Genomic DNA, 21,558 nt, shown 5'->3' on the forward strand with positions numbered 1-21,558 from the left:
TTCACACTGTTATTCATTTTTATTCCTTTAATTTATGGCGCAGGCCCAATTAAAACTAAACTTCTTGGACGTTCTACATAACCTTCACGACCATCTGGAATAATTTCGATTAAATCAATTTGTGTAGGTGTAATATTCACCACACGACCATGATTTACCCCCATATAGCTACCACGCTGGATACGCTCAATTTCACCATCAGGTGTTTGAATCAATGCCAAAATTTGACCATTTTGACGCATACTGCCTTTCATGGTCAGTGACTCAAGTGCGTAATTTTCCAGTGGTTGTAACTGGCGAGCAAGGTTCGGATAAACGCGCTTCCCTGCCATAATTTTAAGCTCTGCCGCCAATGAACTTGGCATAAATGGGCTTTTGAGCTGGTGTGCTGCATAGTTAAAGGTTGGTGCAGGCTCAAACACAGGTGCAGGTTCAATGGGTAGTGGTGGCTGATTACGAATTTCAGCCATTTGTGCATTGACTGCATCAATCCGTGAATCACATCCCACCATCAACAAAGTTACCATCAGAGCCAACGAAAGCTTTTCAATTTTCATTATTTCGCTCCTCCAGCATTACCCGCGGTTTGTGCATCTGCACTACCCACATAACGATAAGTTTTTGCTCGTGCTTTATAGGTCACTTGCGGAATATCGGTTTTCTTGTCTTTATTTTCAGTCGCCACAATTTCAAAGTCGTGCATGGTCACAATACGTGGCAATGCTGCTGTACCGCTTACGAATGAACCAAAGGCATGATAATCGCCTGTCGCTTCAATTGAAATTGGCTGTTCAATAAAGAACTCTTGTTTAATTTCGTTCTCTAAACGAATGTTTTTAAACTTCAAACCTGAATTCACGCCTGTGACGTTAATATCTTCAACCAAGCCTGGAATTTCAGTTTCTTTTGGCAATTGTTCAAGTTGTTGGTTAAAGTTCGCTTCCATTTCTTGTAATTGCGCTTGGTATTGCTGCAAATTACGCAATTTAGAATCTTTTTCACGGAACTCATTTAACAAGTTTTGTTCTTGTGTATGTGCTGCTGCAATGGCATCTAACTTTGGCTTGATTACGACAAAGTAACCTAAAGCTAGAATCAGGAAAATAATAAAAATCCAGCAAGTAATTTTGACCGAAAGTGGCCAAGCACCATAATTGTTAGGATCTAGGGTATTGAACTGTTGAAAAAACTTTTCAACTGTCATTTTCTTTTTCGGAGCAACAGCAGCATCCTGATTTACTTCATCAAATTCATCGAGACTCATTGTGCTGCCCCCGCTGCTGATGTTGAATTAGATTCTGTTGGTGTTACTGGAATTGCAATTTCTTCTAAATCTGAAGTTACTACAAAAGTACCGTAACTTTCCTCTACACGAGGAACCACAGAGCTTGGTGCTTTATCTTTATTTTCTTCTTTGGCTAAGAATGAATTCATAAATGCATTGCGATACCACGGCGATGCTTCCAAATTACGCAAGAATTCAGCCACAGTATTTGGACTTTCAGCCTTGCCTTCAAAAGTGAATTTATTGCCTGTACGGCTCACTTTGGTTAAGTACATATTGCTTGGTGTCACACGCACCAATTCATCCACCAAACGCACGGCAATTGGACGCTGACTTTGTAAGCCCTGAATAAGCTTCATGCGCTCAACAATGGCATTACGCTGTTCTTGCAAGCCTTCTAAAGATTTTAATTGTACATCTAGGTTTTGGTTGGTACTAATCACCAATTGATTGGCTTGTTCTTGATCTTGTAACTTCGCGTTGTAGAAGAACCACGCCAAAGCCACCAATAACACCCCAACAGCAGCCGCTGCAATACAAAATACAATAAATTCTTTTTTACGTTTTTCTCTTAGCTCATCGCGCCAAGGGAGTAAGTTAATCTTTGCCATTAATCAAAACTCCTCATTGCTAAACCACATGCCACCATCAATGACGGCGCATCACTTTCAATTCTTTTAATGTCGATTTGTGGAGAGAAGCCCATTTGTAAGAATGGATTGGCAATGGTCACACGGTAGCCCAGTTTTTGCTGCAACAACTTCGCAAGACCTGGAATATTGGCATTCCCCCCTGCCAATAAAATGTGATCAATTTCGTTAAATTGTGAAGATGAGAAAAAGAACTGCAATGAACGTGCCGCTTGTTGCACCACCGCTTCTAAGAACGGTTCGAGCACCTCTACATCGTAGTCATCTGGCAAGGTACGGCTCTTTTTGGCACGACCCGCTTCTTCATACGATAAACCATAACGGTTTTGAATTTCTTGAGTCAGCTGTTTACCGCCGAAGGTTTGCTCACGCGTGTAAATAATTTTGTTATTTTGCAGAACCGACAATGTGGTCATGGTGTGACCAATGTCTAAAATACCAATTGTGTTCACACCCATAGGCAGGGTGTCAGAAAACACTTTAAAGGCATTTTCAATTGCAAAACTTTCAACGTCAGCAATTTTGGCAGTCAATCCACCTAAATCCAATGCTTCAACTCGTGCTTCCACGTTTTCTAAACGGGTGGCCACCAGTAACACATTGACTCGGTTTGGATTGGCTAAACGGTCTGGTTGGACTTCAAAGTCTAGGCTGACTTCATCTAATGGGAATGGAATATATTGCTCGGCGTCCATACGAATTTGAACTTCACGCTCATCGCTAGTCATATCTGCATCCATTTCAATGATTTTGGTAATCACCATTGAGGTTGGAATTGCTAATGCTGCAGATGTAGATTGCGTGTTTGCTAAGTTCAATGCACGTTCAAGCGCATCCCCGACTGCTTCTGGATTGAGAATGTTTTTTTCAACCACACTGCCTTCTGGAAGTGGGACCAGCGCATAGCTCTCGACCCAGTATCTACCATTCTTAACAGAGAGTTCTAATAACTTAACAGAAGTAGAACTAATATCTACACCTATTAACCCCTTACTTGGCTTACGATATAACCTACGCACAATAGTACCATTCCTATTATTTTTTTATCCCCAAAAAAATTTAACCTACTAATCCGCGCTGGTCTATAATTTTTTACGGATACAATAATTCATCTAACAATCCGTAAATCTACTCGCTATACTGACCAGCAATTAGTTTGCTATTAGCGCTTATTAAAACGCACTTGTTATGAAAAAGCTATCTTGTTCGGGTCGTGTTCATCCATTTTTTTTGATCATAATTATAATTTTGGTCGCAATACCGATGGGTTTCTATGGCATGTATCTCTATATTGCCCCATCTTTGCCAGAAATGACCACCTTAAAAAAAGCGCCATTATTAAAACCATTACAGGTTTATAGTGCCGATAATGAGCTAATTGCCGAGTATGGCGGCAAGCTTTCTGTGCCTGTCGATTATGAACATATTCCTGAAAAATTCATTTTTGCATTCTTAGCTGCAGAAGATTCTGCCTTTTTTGAACACAGTGGGATTAGCTTCAAAGGCTTAGGGCGCGCGTTGAGCGAGGCGGTAACAGGCTCCAATGTGCAAACTGGCGGCTCAACCATTACCATGCAAGTGGCAAAAAACTATTATCTCAGCCCTGATCGTACTTTAAAGCGTAAACTCACCGAAATCTTTTTAGCGCGTAAAATTGAACAGAACCTGAGCAAAGAAGAAATTTTGACTTTATACGTCAATAAAATCTTTTTGGGTAAAAATGCCTATGGCATCGCGGCAGCTGCCAAAATTTATTACAACAAAAGCTTAGAAGAGCTGACAATTGCACAAATGGCGATGATTGCAGGCTTACCTAAAGCACCTTCACGCTACAATCCAGTGGTGAATCCTGAGCGTGCTTTGGAGCGTCGCAACTGGATTTTGGGACGTATGCTGCAACTGGGCTATATCAACCAAAATGAATACCAAAAAGCCATTGCTGAACCGATTAATTTAGATATGCCAGACCGCAGCATCAGCAATAAACATCCGTATATTGGGGAAATGGTACGTGCTGAACTGGTCAGTAAATTTGGCGAACAAGCTGTTGATTCAGGCTATAAAGTTTATACGACGGTAGACAGCAAACGTCAGATGTATGCAGAACAGGCGGTTCAAGAAGGCTTAGAAGCCTATGACCGTCGCCACGGTTGGCGTGGCGCAGAGGCACACGACAAACCGCTGAACGAGTTTCGTGCTTATGCCAACACCTACCCTGCGCAAGTCAGCAAAGTGCTGAATAATTCTTTTGAAGCGTTAATGCAAGATGGCACAACGGTTACTGTACCGTGGTCAGGTATGTCTTGGGCACGCCCCTATCGCAATGCCAACAGTGTAGGCAATGCGCCAAGTCGCGCGGCACAGATTGTAAAAGTCAAAGATATTGTCCGTTTACGTCCAAATGAAAATAAAACCGCTTGGTCATTGGTACAAGTACCGAAAGTGCAAGGTCAATTGGTCGCAATTAACCCAAATAATGGTGCCATTGAAGCGTTGGTCGGTGGATATAATTTCTATCAATCTAAGTTCAACCGTACTTTACAAGGTTGGCGTCAACCTGGTTCTACCATTAAACCTTTTGTGTATGCTCTGGCTTTAGAGCGTGGTATGACGCCACACACCATGGTCAATGACAGTCCAATCACCATTGGTAAATGGTCACCACGTAACTCCGATGGTCGCCATTTAGGCATGATTCCGTTACGTCGTGCTCTCTATTTATCTCGTAACACGGTTTCGGTACGCTTATTACAAGAAGTCGGTATTGAGCGTACCCGCCAACTATTCATGGATTTTGGATTGCAGGAAGATCAGATTCCGCGTAACTACACCATTGCATTGGGTACACCACAAGTTTTGCCTATTCAAATGGCAACGGGCTATGCCACTTTTGCCAATGGGGGTTACCGTATTCAACCGCACTTCATTAACCGTATTGAAGATGCTTATGGCAAGGTGATTTATCAAGCCAATCCTGAATATGCGTGTATTGCTTGTATTAATTCCAAAGAACAAACGACTGAAAGCGCCGAAGCCACCACACCAGATGATGAAGTGATTGAAGTGACCAATAAAAAACTGGCACAAGCTGAACAAGACTCGAACTTATTGGCAGAGCGTAGTCAGTACAAACAGGCACAACGTATTTTAAAATCTAGCTCGGCGTATGATATGTCCAATATTTTACGTGACGTAATTCAACATGGTACTGGACGTGCTGCGCTCAGAATTGGTCGTGGTGATATTGGCGGTAAAACAGGAACCACCAACGATGCAAAAGACGCTTGGTTCGCAGGTTTCAACGGCAAACTGGTGACTGTGGCTTGGGTGGGCTTTGACCAACCAACAACTTTAGGACGTCGTGAATATGGGGGGGTTGCAGCGCTGCCAATTTGGACAGACTTTATGGGCAATGCACTTAAAGGCACACCTGAAGCATGGGTCAGTTTAGACAGCAAAGCCAAAGCGCCACAACATGAACTCAATCAAATGAATGCAGAACAGAAGCAGGATTATCGTGCTTCACCGCCATTGGCACGTCCACTGTATCGACCTGCACCTGTTGCGCCAGCACGTGCGCCTGAGCGTGATTTTGACGACTTACCAGGCGAGGAAGTGTTAATTCCTGACAATGCTGCACCGCCTGCCATGCAAGCGCCAAGCAACAACCCTGCTAAACCCAATGCAGCCAAACCTGCTCCCGATGCTTTAGAAAACTTAATTGACGAAGTCTTATAACCACAGACAAGCAGTCAGAAAAAAGCCCTCTTATGCAAAGATGAGGGCTTTTTTATGGGCTATTCAAACTTATTTTTTCTGAAACAGATAAATTTGATGCTGTGCTGTCACGTCAAACTGGGTTCGCTGTTCCAATGCCTGACGGCGCTCTGCTTTGGCTTTATAGGCATAAGGTGTCATAGCAATTAAATGAATTAAATCGCTTTGATTGAGCTGTAATGGTGTTTCCACCACGCTGGCATCAATCAAATCAAAAGTAGTTTGTAATTGGGTGATAAATTTTTCGGGTTCATGTGGCTTTACCTCTTCGAACAACGCTTGACGCATCGCCAATAAATGCTCAGGCGCAGGCGTTACTACCAACAAATAGCCTTGTGGTTTTAAAACCCGTAAAATTTCCTGTTGCGGAATTGGGCTAAACAAGCTGGCACATAAATCAATACAATGTTCTAAAACAGGCAAAGTTGCCCCTGTCCCCACCACCCAAGTCACTGCGGGATTCAGTTTCGCCGCCACTTGTACGGCATTCTTGGCAATATCCACCCCGACACACTGCAACACTTCGCCTTGCATGGCAGCGGTGTAATAGCCTTCACCACAGCCAATATCCAACAAATTTTCGATGCGTAAGGTGCGAATTTTTTGCACCACTGCCTGTTGCAAGGGCGCATAATGCCCTGCACTTAAAAATGCGCGACGTGCCTGCACCGAAGCAGGTGTATCCCCCGGATTTTTACTGTGCTTATGCTGCACCACATGCAAATTGACGTAGCCTTGTTTCGCAACATCATAGCTGTGATTGTTGGCACAACGCCACGTTCGATCATGCAGTTGCAATACCTGACGACACACAGGACACATCAGCAAATTCATCATTTTCTCCAGAGTGAACCACATAAAAAAGTCGGCGAGTGCCGACTTTTAAAATTTTCGGTTGGATAGGCTTAACGTAATTTTAAAGTCATTAAACCTAAAACCACCAGCATAATTGTGATAATCCAGAAGCGAATCACCACTTGAGTTTCACGCCAGCCTTTCTTTTCATAGTGGTGATGCAACGGCGCCATTAAGAATACCCGTTTATTGCGCATACGTAGTGAACCAATTTGCAGGAATACCGAAATCGCTTCAACTACAAACACCCCACCCATAATCGCAAACACGATTTCCTGACGTACCATGACGGCAATCGTACCCAGCATTGCCCCTAAAGACAGTGCACCGACATCGCCCATAAAGACTTGTGCTGGATGCGCGTTATACCACAGGAAGGCCAAGCCTGCTCCAATCATCGCGGCACAAATCACCACCAACTCAGACGCATATTTCACATAAGGGATATGCAGATAATCGGCAAAACGAACATCCCCCGCCAAGTAGGCAAATACGCCCAAACCTGCTGCAACTAATACGATTGGCATAATTGCCAAGCCATCTAAACCATCAGTCAGGTTCACCGCATTTGAGGCACCGTTAATTACCAAATAGGTAAAGATAATGAAGCCAATACCGAGTGGAATCAAAGACAATGGAATGCTGAAATCTTTAAAGAATGGAATCAACACATCCAACATATCTGCGGTTTGTGCAGGATTTGGCTGTTGGGTTGCAATCACATACAACGCAATACCCGCACCCAATGATGCTACCGAAGTCCAGAAGAATTTTTTACGCGCAGGCAAACCCGCATTGTCTTTGTAGCGAATTTTAATCCAGTCATCTGCCCAGCCTACAGCGCCAAAAATGACCATGACCGCCAGTACAATCCAGACGTAAGGGTTAGATAAATCTGCCCATAATAGGGTCGAAATACCAATGGAAAGCAGGATTAATACCCCGCCCATGGTTGGCGTACCCATTTTTTTGGCATGCCCTTCAGGTGCATAAGAGCTGACTGCCTGACCGTATTTTAATGCTTGCAGTTTACGAATCATCACAGGGCCTAGCACCAAACCGATGCCAAGCGCAGTCAATACACTCAGTAATGAACGTAATGTTAAATAACGAACCACCTGAAACGAGCTGTTATAGCCCGCCAGCTGTTCAAATAACCATAACAGCATTTAAATTTTCTCCATCAATGCAGCCATCAACGTTTCCATATGGGTATAACGAGAACCTTTAAATAGGAAACTCATGGACTGAGGTTGATGTGTTTTTACCAAATCAATTAAAAACGGCAAGGCTTGTTCTTGAGTGACAAAAGCCTGTAATTTTTTTCCATATTGGGTACTACGTGCACCTTCTTGGGTCGCTGGTGCAAATTCACCAACTGCCACCACAAAGTTGATGCCACGAATAGACACCAAATCACGCCCCAACATATAGTGCTGTTGTGCTGCGCTATTGCCCAGTTCGCCAATATCACCGATCACCATAACCCGCACACCTGTTTGCTGTGCAAGGACTTCGCCTGCAGCACGCATAGAGGTTGGATTGGCATTATAGGTGTCATCAATAAATAAATGGGTGCCTTGCTGAATAAAGTTCAAACGACCTTTTGCCCCCTGCGCCTGTTCTAAGCCTGCGACAATATCATCTAAACTTACGCCAATTGCCAGTGCAAAAGCGGCAGCAGCCGTAGCATTCTGAACATTGTGTTCACCTGCAAATGGCAAATGAACCTGACGCACACCTTGGGCAGTATTTAAACAAAAACTTGCCGATTGTGGCTGCAACTGAATGTCTGTCGCAAACACATCACCACCTTCACCAAAACTTAGACGCTGTTCCGACTGAACCGCTTGCTGAATCTGTTCGGCAAAATCATCGCCAGCAGGGACAATGGCCGTGCCTTGTAGGGCAATGTGTGCATAAATTTCAGACTTAGCCCGACAAATGCCCTCACGTCCACCAAACTCACCCAAATGCGCAGTACCAATATTGATAATGCCTGCCACCTGCGGCTGCACCAAGTTTGAGGTGTAATCGATTTCACCTTGATGACTGGCGCCTAATTCCATCACTGCATATTGATGGCTAGCATTCAACTCCAATAACATCATCGGCACACCCAAGTCATTATTCAGGTTGCCACGGGTAATTAAAGTCGGTGCCAAACGTGACAAAATACTACCGAGCATTTCTTTAGTGGTGGTTTTACCGCTACTGCCTGTTAACGCAATCACTTTTAATTGAGGATGCTGCTGACGACGAAATGCGCCCAAGTGTCCTAAAGCTAAACGGGTATCAGGCACGACCAATTGGCAAATATCTGCGTCTACAGGCTGGCTGACAATTGCCATAGAACAGCCCTGAGTCGCTACTTGTGCTACAAAATCATGCGCATCAAAACGCTCACCTTTTAAAGCCAAAAAGGCATCGCCTGCTTCAGCATGGCGTGAATCGGTTAAAATACGTTTAATCTCGCCTTGCGGTGCTTGCCCATTGAACCAATAACCCTGTGTTGCCTGTTTGAGTTGTTCGGCAGTCCAAGGTTCTAAAATTGCGGTACTGGTGGTGGAAGTGTGCATACAAATTCCTTATTGGGCAGGATAAGCAGAAGGTGAACAATGCTGTGCATCTATCGCAGATTGCACTTCAACCACATCGTCAAACCAGTGTCTTACCCCATCTATTTCTTGATAGTTTTCATGACCTTTGCCTGCAATCAAGACAATATCGCCTGACTGTGCATGTTTGACTGCATATTTAATCGCTTCACGACGATCATGAATTTCATGGCTCTGTGCCACCGACAAATCGACACCTGTCTGCATATCGGCAAAAATTTGTAAAGGATCTTCCGTACGCGGGTTATCAGAAGTCAAAAGCACAACATTGGCATAGTCCAATGCCGCTTGGGTCATCAGTGGGCGTTTACCACGATCCCGATCTCCACCGCAGCCAAACACCGCCCAAAGCTGTGCACTGACATGGCGTTTTAAGGTTTGCAACACTTGAATTAGGGCATCTGGCGTGTGGGCATAATCCACCACAAATAAACGCTCTGCATCACGCAACACTTGCATACGCCCCGGTGCGCCTTTAAGTTGTGCAGTCGTGTGTATTAAATCCTGTAATGCAAAACCTGCTTGCTCTGCTGCGATTAAACTCGCGACCAAGTTTTCAACATTAAAATGTCCGAGCAACGGACTTTGCACCACATATTCTGCCGTAGCAGTTTGTAGATGGAAACGTACACCATTCAGACTGTATTCAATCTGCTGTACTTGATAGTCTGCCGCTTGCTGCGTGGAATAAGTCAAAATTTTCGGTTGCGCAGGGTTCTGTTGCGCCGCTTGCAACATGATCCCAGCATATTCATCATCTAAATTGACAATTGCAACTTTTAAACTGGCAAACTGAAACAGCATGGCTTTGGCTGCAGCATACGCCTCTAAAGTACCGTGATAATCCAAATGATCACGGCTCAGGTTGCTATATACCGCAATTTCAATATCGCAGCCATTTAAGCGCCCTTGCTCCAAACCATGTGAACTGGCTTCAATTGCGGCAAATTTTGCCCCCTGTTGTGCATAGCTGTATAAAGCATTTTGCAGTTGCAAGGCATCTAAAGTGGTATGTGTTGAAGCTTCCAAATTAGGCAAAATTCCGTTGCCTGTGGTGCCCATTACCGCACAGCGTTGGGCTTGTAACATTAACAACTCAGCAATTAAGCGGGAAATCGTGGTTTTACCATTGGTGCCCGTGACTGCAAGCATACGCGCTAAAGGTACAGGCTGTCGTGCTTGTAAATATTGTTTTTGCCACTGTCCCATGCGCTGACGCACATCTGGCACCACCAAATTATTGGCAACTGCCAGTTCAGTTTCCGAAATCACCGCCAAAGCACCTTGATCTAAAGCTGCTTGTGCAAATTGTGCGGTTTTTTCAGGCTGCGACAAACTGGTCAGGGCAATAAAAATTTGCCCTGCTGTCACATGGCGGCTGTCGAGTTGAAAGCCCTGAAAGTCTTGTATCATCCAATCTGCAACGCGGGAACTGCGATAAATATTTTGAAAGCTGATAGACATGCGTCACCTGTTATTGGATGTTGGGAGTTTCTAAAGGTTTATCTAAAGGTACGTTCATTAAACGTAAAGATTCTTGCATCACACGAGCAAATACAGGCGCTGCCACCAAACCACCATAATACTGTCCTGTTGGATTTTCCACCACGACAACCATGGCTAAACGCGGATCACTGACTGGCGCAACCCCAGCAAACAAGGCACGATATTCAGTCTGTGAATAGCCTTTGCGGTCTGCACGAAGTTTATGCGCTGTTCCCGTTTTACCTGCAACCCGATAGCCTGGAATATTGGCTTGACGTGCCGTACCACCGGGTAACGTTACGGCTTCCATCATCAGTAGAACTTGATCGGCAATTTTAGCATCAACAATTTGTTCGCCTTTAGGCTGTTCTTCTAATTTGTATAAACTCAGCGGCATTTTTACGCCTTTATTGGCAAGCATGGCATAGGCATCTGCCAATTGCAGCACAGTGGCGTTCAAACCATAACCATAAGACATGGTCGCCACTTCCGACACATTCCACTTGCTTGGCGGCAAAATTAAACCTGCACTTTCACCCGGAAATTTCACTGCAGAACGCGCACCAAACCCTAAACGCTTATAAAAAGTCGGTAAGGTTGCATACGGTAAAGATAAAGCAATTTTCGCCACACCCACGTTTGACGATTTTTGGATAATTCCCGCCAAAGTCAGTGAGCCATAATTGTGGGTATCACGAATGGTGTGATTACCCACCCGCATTGAACCACCACTTAAATTGACCACGGTATTCGGTGAATATTTGCCACTTTCCAGTGCCATTGCCACCGTCATAGGCTTCATGGTCGAACCCGGTTCAAAAGAATCCACCGCACCACGGTTACGCATGGCATCTTTATTGGACAAACTTTTTTTGTCATTCGGGTTATACGACGGCCAACTGGTCATCGCCAAAATTTCACCCGTTTTCACATCTACCGCAATTGCTGTGGCTGAACGGGCATTATTTGCCACCCCTGCTGCAGTCAATTCACGATACATAATGTATTGCAAACGTGAGTCGATACTCAGGGTAATATTTTCGCCCGGTTCAACCTCTCTCACCACTTCTGGGTCTTTGACACGGTTACCCTTTTTATCGCGCACGATTTGCTGTTCGCCATCCACGCCTGCCAAGCGGGTATTTAGCTGCATTTCCAAGCCTTCAATGCCTGTGCCTTCACTATTGGTCAAACCAATAATTTGTGCATTCGGCTGTGGCTGCGGGTAATAACGCTTATAGTTTTTCTCGGTATATACCCCTTGGAAATTACGTTTTAGAATCAGCTCTGCCTGTTGCGGCGGCACTTCTTTTTGTAAAACCAAATAACGTGAACGCGGACGCTCGTTCATTTTATTTTTCAGTTCTTGGCGATCCATCCCAACTGCATCGGCAAGTTCATCTAAATTCAAGTTTTTATCTGGCAATTGACGCTGCAATTTACGACTGGTCGGATTTTTTTCCAACTCGGCTGTAATTTCTTCAAACAGTTTTTTATTGTCAAAATAATCACGTGGATCAATCACCACTTTCATTACAGGGGTACTAATTGCCAAAGGCACACCGTGGCGATCATAAATCACCCCGCGCATAGCTTTGAGCTTTTCTGTTCTTAAAATATTGGCATTGGCTTTGTTTTGTAAGAAGTCATGGTTCACAATTTGCACATAAAAAGCACGTCCCACCAGTGCCACGAACACCAGCAGTACCACAGCCCACATTAAGTAAAAACGCCACATTTCTACATGAATGGCATTTTTTCCAGTTACCGATTGCTGTTTCTTTCGGGTTTGCTTTTTACGCGTATCGACCATGTGCAACTCGCCTTATTGTTGTTCTGAGGTTGTCGGCAAAGAAATCACCACAGTTTGCGGTGCGGGCGGTGAATACATACGCAGTTGCGTCACCGCACGGGTGCCAATTTGTGCAGTTGCACCAAAGGTCTGCTGTTCAATTAACAAACGCCCCCATTCGGCATTTAAGTCATCTCGCTCGCGCATATAAGAACTCAGCTCACGATAATCATGGCGATATTCAAACACTTGAAACACCACCATAATCGCGCTGATAAACACCAGCGCCAATAAAATAAAATAGGCGACCATTTTTTTCAGTCGCACTTGAGATTGATTTTTTTTAACGGTTTCAGTTTTCATTATTGGCCTTTTCAAGCTAATCGTTCTGCAACACGTAGCCATGCGCTGCGTGAGCGTGGATTGGCTTTGACTTCTTCATCACTGGCACGCACACGTGATATTTTTTTCAATCGACGTGTATCTTGTTGCTGTTGTGGCAAGCCCCAACCCGAATCTTCAGGCAGGCTCGATTCTTTTTGAATAAACTGTTTAATTAAACGATCTTCCAAAGAATGGAAGCTAATTACCGCCAAACGACCTTCGGGTTTTAACACCTCAACGGCTTGCGGCAAGAAGTTTTCAATATCTTCTAATTCTTTATTAATCGCAATACGAATTGCCTGAAAAGTACGTGTTGCAGCGTGTTTGTTTTTTTCCCACTTCGGATGGGCAACTTTTACAATTTCAGCCAATTGTGCGGTAGTTTCAATATAACCCGCCTGTTTAATGGCTTTGGCAATACGGCGGCTATAACGCTCTTCACCATATTGAAAAATCACATTGGCTAAGGCTTCTTCTTCAATATCCACCAGCCATTCTGCCGCAGTCGGGCCTTGTGAGTTGTCCATACGCATATCAAGCGGGCCATCTTTCATAAAGCTAAAACCGCGTTCTGCCTGATCTAGCTGTGGTGACGACACGCCTAAATCGGCCATCACACCATCGACCTGAGTGACGCCCAAATCATTCAACGCTTGCTGCATATCGGCAAAACTGGCATGAATAATCTGAAAGCGCGAATCTTGCTGCGCCAATTCTGCTGCCACGGCCAAAGCTTGTGGATCTTTATCAAAGGCATAGACTCGTGCCTGCGCATCCAATTTGGATAACAACAAACGCGTGTGTCCACCTCGTCCAAAGGTGGCATCGACATAAATTCCTGTATTGCGATCTGCCAACACGGCATCAACAGTTTCATGAAGTAATACAGAAATATGCGACATAAGGTTCAATCAATACAGCTAAAATGTAACTGCACATTATTACCTTGTTTTGGCAAAGCTCCAAACGTCTTTTTGTAGATAAATATTACTTTCCATAGGGAAAACCGTTTTTGACTTTTTTAAAGCACAAAAAAATCTCCGTAGAGATTTTTTTGTGTGCCAATCCAATAAAAGATTAGCCGAAAATGGATATCTGTTTAACGCTTAGTATTATAAATTTGGTCGAAAATCGCACCATTCACAAAATGTGTTTTTTGTGCATTTTCCCAGCCACCGAACACTTCATCAATCGTGAAGGTTTTTAATTTCGGGAATTGTGCTGCATATTTTGCAAGGACTTTTTCATTACGTGGACGGTAGAAATGCTTAGCCGCCATTTCCTGACCTAAAGGTGAATATAAATAGTTGATATAGCCTGTCGCTAACCATTTATTGCCATTTTTTTCTACTGTGCGGTCTACGATTGCCACCGAAGGTTCAGTCAAAATAGAAATAGATGGATAAACAATATCAAACTTGTCTTTGCCTAAGGTTTTTAAAGTTACAAGGGCTTCATTTTCCCAAGTCAACAACACATCACCAATGCCACGTTCAGCAAATGTAGTCATCGACGCACGTGCTGCCGAATCCATCACTTTTACATTGTGGTACATCTTGCCCACAAATTCTTGCGCTTTGGCCTTAGAGCCGCCCGGCTGCTTTTCTGCATAACCCCAAGCCGATAAATACACCCAACGTGGCAAACCACCTGTTTTCGGGTTAGGGGTAATAATTTGTACGCCTGGTTTGGTTAAGTCATTCCAGTCTTTAATGTTTTTCGGATTGCCTTTACGCACCATAAAGACGATGGTCGAGGTATAAGGCGCAGAGTTATGAGGAAATTCTTTTTGCCAACCTGCTTGGATTTGACCTGACTTTACAATTTCTTCAATGTCATTCGCCAATGCCAAAGTTACGACATCGCCCTTTAAACCATCGACCACAGAACGCGCTTGCTTGCCTGAACCACCATGTGATTGTTTAAAGTTGACGTCTAAACCTGTACGTTTTTTCCAGTACTGACCAAACGACTTGTTAAATTCATCATAAAATTCGCGGGTCGCATCATACGATACATTTAAAAACTGACGATCTGCAGCCTGAGCAGTCGTTGCAGCAAAACCTGTTGCCAATAGCGCAGCAGCCAATAAAGCTTTCAATTGAGTTTTCATTACAGCACACATCACCTTTAATCTGTCGCTCAATATATGCAATGCTCAGGCGCTGCGCAATTTGTAAAAAACATGCAAAAAATGATTAAATTCAAATAATTTAGCTTTAATTAATTGTTTTTAATCAATTTAATTCAAGATGCGGCGTTTATTCCAAATTTATACCTTTTTATGGATTAGATATATAAAAAGTGAATAAAACTTTGATCCGTTTTTAGACTCAACGGTAAAATAAGCGACATCACAGCAATCAAACCCGCTTCAAAACTATTTTATTGTGACTTTTGTAACAATCTTCACGATATCTCCACAGTTGTTTGTTACAACATGTTCTAAATCAAAGATCATCTGAAAAATCGGTATATAGTGAGTAAATGATGATAAAGATCTTATTAAGAGTGTGACGCAAATCTACTTTTGTTATGATTTTTGTGATTAAATATTAAAGTGATTAAAACAATTTATAAATTGTGAGTTCACTCATAAAGGAAAGGGGGAATCAAAATGAAATCTAAACTCATGTTCGCAGTATTACTCAGCTTAAGTACAGTCGGTCACAGTGCAGTGATCAAATCTGCTGAAAGTAAAACCCATTTAACTGCGGAAAAGGGGTCTTTAATTGAAAAAGCCCTTACCCAACAAAAACAGGCAGACAAGCAAAAGTTTGAATCAAATAATGATTTAAAAGTGCTGACTTCCATTCATGTCGCTCCAACTCAAAATTTCTTTGCCTTGCAAAATCAGCGTTTTAGCCGTTTTGTACAAGCCTTATTCCCGCAAGATAACTCATAACTCCGCATTAAATTCACTGCCTTTGATCCCCTTTTCAAATGCAGTTGAAACGCCCAAGTACAGAATGTTGAATTTAACATTAAGTACTTGGGCTTTTTCGTTATAATGGTTGCAATTTACATTTTGAATTAATTTTTGCTTATGACTGTTCGTACTCGTATCGCGCCTTCTCCTACTGGTTTCCCGCACGTGGGAACAGCGTATATCGCCTTGTTTAACTTATGTTTTGCCAAACAACACGGTGGTGAATTTATTCTTCGTATTGAAGATACTGACCAACTGCGCTCAACCCCTGAATCTGAAAAAATGATTTTGGATTCATTGCGTTGGTTAGGCTTAAATTGGGCAGAAGGTCCAGATATCGGCGGCCCACATGCACCGTATCGCCAATCTGAACGTATGGATATTTATAAGCAATACGCCTTGCAATTGGTTGAACAAGGGCATGCTTTCTATTGCTTCGCTACTAGCGAAGAACTAGATCAAATGCGTGCAGAACAACAAGCACGTGGTGAAAGCCCGCGCTACGATGGTCGTGGTTTAAACTTGTCTGCAGATGAAGTGCAGCGTCGTTTAGCGGCAGGCGAAGCGCATGTTATTCGTATGAAAGTGCCAACCGAAGGCGTATGTAAATTTAATGACATGCTGCGCGGTGAAGTGGAAATTCCATGGGCGCAAGTCGATATGCAAATTTTGCTGAAAACAGATGGCTTGCCAACTTACCATTTGGCCAACGTGGTCGATGACCATTTGATGCAAATCACTCACGTGATTCGTGGTGAAGAATGGATTCCATCGGCACCGAAACACCAATTGCTTTATCAATATTTTGGTTGGGATATGCCTGTGTTATGCCACATGCCATTGTTGCGTAACCCAGACAAATCAAAATTATCTAAACGTAAAAACCCAACTTCAATCAACTACTACAAAGACATTGGCGTATTACCTGAAGCTTTGCTGAACTATTTAGGTCGCATGGGTTGGTCAATGCCAGATGAAAGTGAAAAATTCACCTTAGCCGAAATGATTGAACACTTTGATATTCAACGTGTTTCACTAGGCGGCCCTATCTTTGATGTGGAAAAACTCAATTGGCTGAATGGTCAATGGATTAAAGCGCTTTCACCTGCTGAGCTGTTAGATACCTTATTGGCTTGGAAAGCAGATCGTGCCAAATTGGAAGAGATTGCTGCCGCGATTCAACCGCGTATTAATTTACTCTCAGAAGCGGTCAATTGGTCTGCACATTACTTCAACCATTTCCCAAGCTTAAGCAAGGAACAGTTTGAAAGTAAAAAACTGTCTGAAGAACAAGTGCGTCAAAGCCTACAATTTGCAATTTGGCGTTTAGAAAGTCTATTTACTTGGAACAACGACACGGTGAGCCAAACCCTAATGGATTTAGCCAACCAAATGGAAATCAAATTGCGTGATTTCATGCCTGCGTTCTTTATTGCAATTGCAGGTTCAACCGCATCTACACCTGTGATGCAAACCATGGTCACCATTGGTCCAGACCTGACCTTTGCGCGTTTGCGTCATGCCTTAGAAGTGGTTGGCGGACCAAGCAAAAAAGAAGTTAAAGTCTGGGAAAAACTGAATGAAAGCATCAAATTGCCGAAAAATGATGCAATTGATCCAGCTTAATTCATTTTTTTGTTGACGTGTGCGCGCAATAGCCCTAATATTGCGCTCACACAGACTGGGGTCATAGCTCAGTTGGTAGAGCGCTACAATGGCATTGTAGAGGTCAGCGGTTCGATCCCGCTTGACTCCACCAAGTTTAAATAAGGCTTTACCTGTGTTGCCTCATCAAGTCCCTATCGTCTAGAGGCCTAGGACATCGCCCTTTCACGGCGGTAACCGGGGTTCGAATCCCCGTAGGGACGCCATATTCAAGATGAATATAAAGCACTTATCTTCATCTTATAAAGAAGCTCAAGCAATGACTTGGGCTTTTTTATTGCCCTGTTTTCTGACAGACTGTTTTTGATTTGCCGTACATTTGGTTAGAATAACGATCAGATTAGAATTTTGGAGTTGTAATGCAATACCGATGCCCTAAATGTCAAAGCCCAAAAATCATGCCTGTTGCGCAGGCAGGTCAAACAACACCGCGTCCTGTGGTGCCAAAAAGCTTGGTGATGCTTATTCCAGCGGTATTTGTCTTATTACTTCTTGTCTTGATCAGTATCGCCATGTGGATTTTTGGTGATGGTGCAGGCACAACCTTACAAAGCATTACTGTGGCGGTATTTGTGCTGTGTGTAATTGCAGGTTTCTTATTTTATCGTGATTTGCCTGATTTCAAAATTTCTATGCAAGCCTTTATGCAGTCACAAAAAAAATGGAAGTGCCGTGAATGTGCACATGAGTGGGAAGTTTAAACCTCACTGGTCTACATCTAGATTAAGAAAAATGTTGCTAGGTTGATCACAAGACCACATCATCGAGCAAATATAAAAAAACCAGCCTTCTCGGCTGGTTTTTTTAATGAGAACTCAAGTTTTTAGACTTAAGCGCCAATTTTACGGTATTTGCTACGTTTGGTTGCCAGATCATCACCATATTTCTTACGGCGATATTCTTCAAACTCAGTATAATTACCTGTAAAGAATTCTGGTTGCTCATCTTCGAATGACAAGATGTGCGTTGCAATACGGTCTAGGAACCAACGGTCGTGCGATACCACCATCACTGTACCTGGGAAGACTAAAATTGCATCTTCCAGTGCACGTAAAGTTTCAATATCCAAGTCGTTTGATGGCTCATCCAGCAAGATCACGTTTGCGCCCTGCTGTAGAATTTTTGCCAGTTGTAAACGGTTACGCTCACCACCCGACAATTCACCAACGCGTTTTTGCTGATCCTGACCTTTAAAGTTAAAGCGACCAATATAAGCACGCGATGCAATTTCATAATCGCCCACTTTCAAAATGTCTAAACCTCCAGAAACTTCTTCCCAAACAGTTTTGTCATCATCTAGAGTGTCACGAATCTGACCGACATAAGCCACTTTTACCGAGTCACCTAAAGTCACGCTGCCCGTATCAGGTTGCTGCTCGCCAGTCATCATACGGAATAAAGTCGTTTTACCCGCACCGTTTGGACCGACAATCCCCACAATCGCTGCAGGCGGCACAGTAAAGGAAAGGTTTTCGTAAAGTAAGCGATCACCAAATGACTTGCTGATGTTTTCCACTTCCACCACTTTGTTCCCTAAACGTGGGCCAGGTGGAATATAAATTTCAGAAGTTTCGTTACGCTGTTGGAATTCACGCGAGTTAAGCTCTTCAAAACGCTCCATACGCGCTTTGTTTTTCTTTTGCTGGCCTTTCGCATTGGAACGTACCCATTCCAATTCTTTTTTCAAGGCTTTAGCAAAAGATTCTTCTTGCTTCTGTTCTTGCTCTAAACGGTTATTTTTCTGCTCTAACCATGAAGAGTAGTTACCTTGATATGGAATACCATGTCCACGGTCAAGTTCTAAAATCCATTCTGCAACGTTATCCAAGAAGTAACGGTCGTGGGTAATTGCCACAATCGTACCCGGGAAGTCTTTTAAGAAACGCTCTAACCAAGATACAGATTCTGCATCCAAGTGGTTCGTCGGCTCGTCTAGAAGCAGCATGTCTGGTTTAGACAATAACAAACGGCATAAAGCCACACGACGACGCTCACCACCCGATAATTTGTTAACATCAGCATCCCAAGCTGGCAAATTTAATGCTGCCGCTGCTTGTTCAAGCTGATTGTTCAGGTTGTGTGCATCCCAAGTTTGGATAATCGCTTCTAACTTCTCTTGCTCTTTTGCAAGTTTGTCGAAATCTGCATCTGGATCTGCATATTCTGCAAAAACTTGGTCTAAACGCTCTAAAGCATCTAAAGCTTCACGCACACCATCTTCCACGTTGCCGCGTACATCTTTGCTCGGGTCTAGTGGTGGTTCTTGCTCAAGATAACCAATTTTGATGCCTGGCTGTGCACGAGCTTCACCAGAGAAATCTTTATCTACGCCCGCCATAATACGGAGCAAAGTCGATTTACCTGCACCGTTTAAACCAAGCACACCAATTTTCGCACCTGGGAAAAATGATAAGGAGATGTCTTTCAAGATTTCGCGCTTAGGCGGAACCATTTTCGACACTCGGTTCATCGTATAAATATATTGGGCCACGTAGGACTCCTCAATAGAAAACCAAATCTGGGGCTCAGATGAGCAGCCCCTGCTCTAATGAGCGAAAAAATAATCGGGTATTATACCTGAATACGGAGAAAAAATAAGACACCACAAACATCTTGCATGCTTTGTTACAACTCTAGCGATCAGCGGATAAGCACAGGACTTTTTGCCTGCTATATCAAATTTACAGCTAAATATTGCAGCATTTTTACACTTTCTTTCATATTTAAAAGTGCTAGACTCAAACCAATTTAACTCACGAAGATGAAGTAAACATGACCTATAAAGACGAAACTTTGGCCATTCATGCAGGCTATAGCCCAGAACCAACCACCAAAGCCGTGGCTGTGCCTATTTACCAAACCACTTCTTATGCCTTTGATAATACGCAACATGGTGCCGATTTATTTGATTTAAAAGTACAAGGCAATATTTACACCCGTATTATGAACCCAACCACTGCAGTATTGGAGCAACGTGTTGCAGCACTTGAAGGCGGGATTGGCGCATTGGCTTTAGCATCGGGTATGGCTGCAATTACCTACGCAATTCAGACCATTACCGAAGCAGGCGATAACATTGCTTCAGTATCAACTTTATACGGCGGTACTTACAACTTATTTGCCCACACCTTGCCTAAACAAGGCATTGAAGTACGTTTCTTCGATTATCAACAGCCTGAAAGCTTACGCGACCTGATTGATGACAAAACCAAACTGGTCTTTGTAGAATCCATTGGTAACCCATTGGGCAATATTATTGACCTTGAAGCGATTGCGAAAATTGCGCACGAATACGGCATTCCAGTGGTGGTGGATAACACTGTAGCCACGCCTGTCTTGCAAAAATCATTTGATTTTGGCGCAGACATCATCATTCACTCACTGACCAAATATATTGGTGGTCACGGTACGTCTATTGGCGGCATTATTGTCGATAGCGGTAAATTCCCTTGGGGCAAATATCCTGAGCGTTTTAAAGCCTTAAATACACCTGACCCAAGTTACCATGGTGTGAACTATGTAGAAGCCTTAGGCGCTGCAGCATTTATTGCACGTGCACGTGTAGTACCACTACGCAATACAGGTGCAGCGATTAGCCCGCATAACGTATTCCTAATTTTACAAGGTTTAGAAACCTTAAGCCTGCGTATGGAACGCCATACTGAAAACGCGCAAAAAGTAGCGGAATATTTACAGGCACATCCAAAAGTGAAATGGGTCAATTACGCAGGTTTGAAAGATCACCCGCAACATGCGTTGGCACAAAAATATGTGAAAGGCAAACCTTCTGCAATTCTGTCTTTTGGTGTGCAAGATGGCCGTGAAGGCGGAACCCGCTTTATTGATGCACTGCAATTATTCACACGCTTGGTCAATATTGGCGATGCCAAGAGTCTGGCTTGCCACCCTGCAACCACCACTCACCGTCAGTTGAGTGCAGATGAACTCAAAGCGGCTGGTGTGAGTGAAGATATGGTGCGTTTATCCATCGGGATTGAACATGCCGATGACTTAATTGCCGATTTAGAGCAAGCTTTAGCAGCCGTATAAAAACTCATCAGTTCAAACTTTGTACTGGCATCCTGCTGATTAATTTCAACAGGATGCTTTTTTATTTT

The 21,558-nt window shown here is 43.4% G+C and carries 18 protein-coding genes and 2 tRNA genes; 7 read left to right on the forward strand and 13 right to left on the reverse strand.

Annotated elements, in window-relative coordinates; all coding sequences use genetic code 11:
* Positions 1 to 32 precede the first annotated feature (32 nt).
* From FTU70_RS04755 to FTU70_RS04770, 4 genes are read right to left on the reverse strand one after another with little or no spacing between them, the layout of a single operon-like run.
* Positions 33 to 557 carry a pilus assembly protein PilP gene (locus FTU70_RS04755; protein ID WP_004974465.1) on the reverse strand — a complete coding sequence of 175 codons (525 nt, stop codon included), beginning with the start codon at positions 555 to 557 and terminating at the stop codon, positions 33 to 35.
* Positions 557 to 1,264 carry a type 4a pilus biogenesis protein PilO gene (locus FTU70_RS04760; RefSeq protein WP_180060162.1) on the reverse strand — a complete coding sequence of 236 codons (708 nt, stop codon included), beginning with the start codon at positions 1,262 to 1,264 and terminating at the stop codon, positions 557 to 559. The genes FTU70_RS04755 and FTU70_RS04760 overlap by 1 nt, the downstream gene beginning before the upstream one ends.
* Entirely contained in the window at positions 1,261 to 1,896 is a 636-nt protein-coding gene (locus FTU70_RS04765; RefSeq protein ID WP_004974461.1) for a PilN domain-containing protein, read from the reverse strand. The genes FTU70_RS04760 and FTU70_RS04765 overlap by 4 nt, the downstream gene beginning before the upstream one ends.
* Positions 1,896 to 2,954 carry a pilus assembly protein PilM gene (locus tag FTU70_RS04770; RefSeq protein WP_179991402.1) on the reverse strand — a complete coding sequence of 353 codons (1,059 nt, stop codon included), beginning with the start codon at positions 2,952 to 2,954 and terminating at the stop codon, positions 1,896 to 1,898. Before FTU70_RS04770 ends, FTU70_RS04765 begins: the two co-directional genes overlap by 1 nt.
* A gap of 169 nt (positions 2,955 to 3,123) precedes the next feature.
* Here FTU70_RS04770 and ponA point away from each other — a divergent pair, with 169 nt between their 5' ends.
* Positions 3,124 to 5,673: a penicillin-binding protein PBP1a gene (ponA, locus tag FTU70_RS04775; RefSeq protein WP_180060164.1), complete on the forward strand. Its 2,550-nt coding sequence runs from the start codon at positions 3,124 to 3,126 to the stop codon at positions 5,671 to 5,673.
* A 69-nt stretch (positions 5,674 to 5,742) separates the two neighbouring features.
* On the opposite strand, the gene FTU70_RS04780 is transcribed toward ponA, so the two are convergent.
* The 8 genes from FTU70_RS04780 to FTU70_RS04815 form a co-directional block, all read right to left on the reverse strand.
* On the reverse strand, positions 5,743 to 6,546 hold the full coding sequence (locus tag FTU70_RS04780) for a putative RNA methyltransferase (protein WP_180060166.1): 804 nt from the start codon (positions 6,544 to 6,546) through the stop codon (positions 5,743 to 5,745).
* Between the two features lie 71 nt (positions 6,547 to 6,617).
* Positions 6,618 to 7,736 (reverse strand): phospho-N-acetylmuramoyl-pentapeptide-transferase, encoded by a 1,119-nt coding sequence (mraY, locus tag FTU70_RS04785; protein ID WP_019836136.1) that lies wholly within the window; start codon positions 7,734 to 7,736, stop codon positions 6,618 to 6,620.
* Positions 7,737 to 9,146: a UDP-N-acetylmuramoyl-tripeptide--D-alanyl-D-alanine ligase gene (murF, locus tag FTU70_RS04790; RefSeq protein ID WP_180060168.1), complete on the reverse strand. Its 1,410-nt coding sequence runs from the start codon at positions 9,144 to 9,146 to the stop codon at positions 7,737 to 7,739. It lies immediately after the preceding gene.
* A 9-nt stretch (positions 9,147 to 9,155) separates the two neighbouring features.
* Positions 9,156 to 10,649, reverse strand: a complete 1,494-nt coding sequence (locus FTU70_RS04795; protein WP_004974444.1) for a UDP-N-acetylmuramoyl-L-alanyl-D-glutamate--2,6-diaminopimelate ligase — start codon at positions 10,647 to 10,649, stop codon at positions 9,156 to 9,158.
* Between the two features lie 10 nt (positions 10,650 to 10,659).
* Positions 10,660 to 12,483 (reverse strand): penicillin-binding protein PBP3, encoded by a 1,824-nt coding sequence (ftsI, locus tag FTU70_RS04800; protein ID WP_131260649.1) that lies wholly within the window; start codon positions 12,481 to 12,483, stop codon positions 10,660 to 10,662.
* Positions 12,484 to 12,495: 12 nt separating this feature from the next.
* Positions 12,496 to 12,825: a cell division protein FtsL gene (ftsL, locus tag FTU70_RS04805; RefSeq protein ID WP_136144459.1), complete on the reverse strand. Its 330-nt coding sequence runs from the start codon at positions 12,823 to 12,825 to the stop codon at positions 12,496 to 12,498.
* 11 nt (positions 12,826 to 12,836) lie between these two features.
* On the reverse strand, positions 12,837 to 13,748 hold the full coding sequence (gene rsmH / locus FTU70_RS04810) for a 16S rRNA (cytosine(1402)-N(4))-methyltransferase RsmH (RefSeq protein ID WP_004974437.1): 912 nt from the start codon (positions 13,746 to 13,748) through the stop codon (positions 12,837 to 12,839).
* Between the two features lie 197 nt (positions 13,749 to 13,945).
* A complete protein-coding gene (locus FTU70_RS04815; RefSeq protein ID WP_096901291.1) occupies positions 13,946 to 14,959 on the reverse strand; it encodes a sulfate ABC transporter substrate-binding protein in 1,014 nt (337 codons plus the stop codon).
* A 504-nt stretch (positions 14,960 to 15,463) separates the two neighbouring features.
* On the opposite strand from FTU70_RS04815, the gene FTU70_RS04820 reads away from it, so the two are divergent.
* The 5 genes from FTU70_RS04820 (at position 15,464) to FTU70_RS04840 (ending at position 18,141) form a co-directional block, all read left to right on the forward strand.
* Positions 15,464 to 15,751 (forward strand): hypothetical protein, encoded by a 288-nt coding sequence (locus tag FTU70_RS04820; protein WP_154320244.1) that lies wholly within the window; start codon positions 15,464 to 15,466, stop codon positions 15,749 to 15,751.
* Positions 15,752 to 15,892: 141 nt separating this feature from the next.
* A complete protein-coding gene (gene gltX / locus FTU70_RS04825) occupies positions 15,893 to 17,401 on the forward strand; it encodes a glutamate--tRNA ligase (RefSeq protein ID WP_096901292.1) in 1,509 nt (502 codons plus the stop codon).
* Positions 17,402 to 17,458: 57 nt separating this feature from the next.
* A tRNA-Ala gene (locus FTU70_RS04830) sits at positions 17,459 to 17,534 on the forward strand.
* Positions 17,535 to 17,570: 36 nt separating this feature from the next.
* Positions 17,571 to 17,646 (forward strand) — tRNA-Glu (locus FTU70_RS04835).
* A 153-nt stretch (positions 17,647 to 17,799) separates the two neighbouring features.
* Positions 17,800 to 18,141 (forward strand): hypothetical protein, encoded by a 342-nt coding sequence (locus FTU70_RS04840; RefSeq protein ID WP_004974430.1) that lies wholly within the window; start codon positions 17,800 to 17,802, stop codon positions 18,139 to 18,141.
* 128 nt (positions 18,142 to 18,269) lie between these two features.
* Here FTU70_RS04840 and ettA read toward each other — a convergent pair whose 3' ends face one another.
* Positions 18,270 to 19,931 carry an energy-dependent translational throttle protein EttA gene (gene ettA / locus FTU70_RS04845; protein WP_004974427.1) on the reverse strand — a complete coding sequence of 554 codons (1,662 nt, stop codon included), beginning with the start codon at positions 19,929 to 19,931 and terminating at the stop codon, positions 18,270 to 18,272.
* Positions 19,932 to 20,212: 281 nt separating this feature from the next.
* Here ettA and FTU70_RS04850 point away from each other — a divergent pair, with 281 nt between their 5' ends.
* The gene (locus FTU70_RS04850; protein ID WP_004974425.1) at positions 20,213 to 21,490 is read left to right on the forward strand and encodes an O-acetylhomoserine aminocarboxypropyltransferase/cysteine synthase family protein; all 1,278 of its coding nucleotides are present in this window, start codon (positions 20,213 to 20,215) and stop codon (positions 21,488 to 21,490) included.
* The last annotated feature ends 68 nt before the right edge of the window (positions 21,491 to 21,558 follow it).

The sequence above is a fragment of the Acinetobacter sp. YH12135 genome, from assembly GCF_013418565.1.
Lineage (GTDB): Bacteria > Pseudomonadota > Gammaproteobacteria > Pseudomonadales > Moraxellaceae > Acinetobacter > Acinetobacter towneri.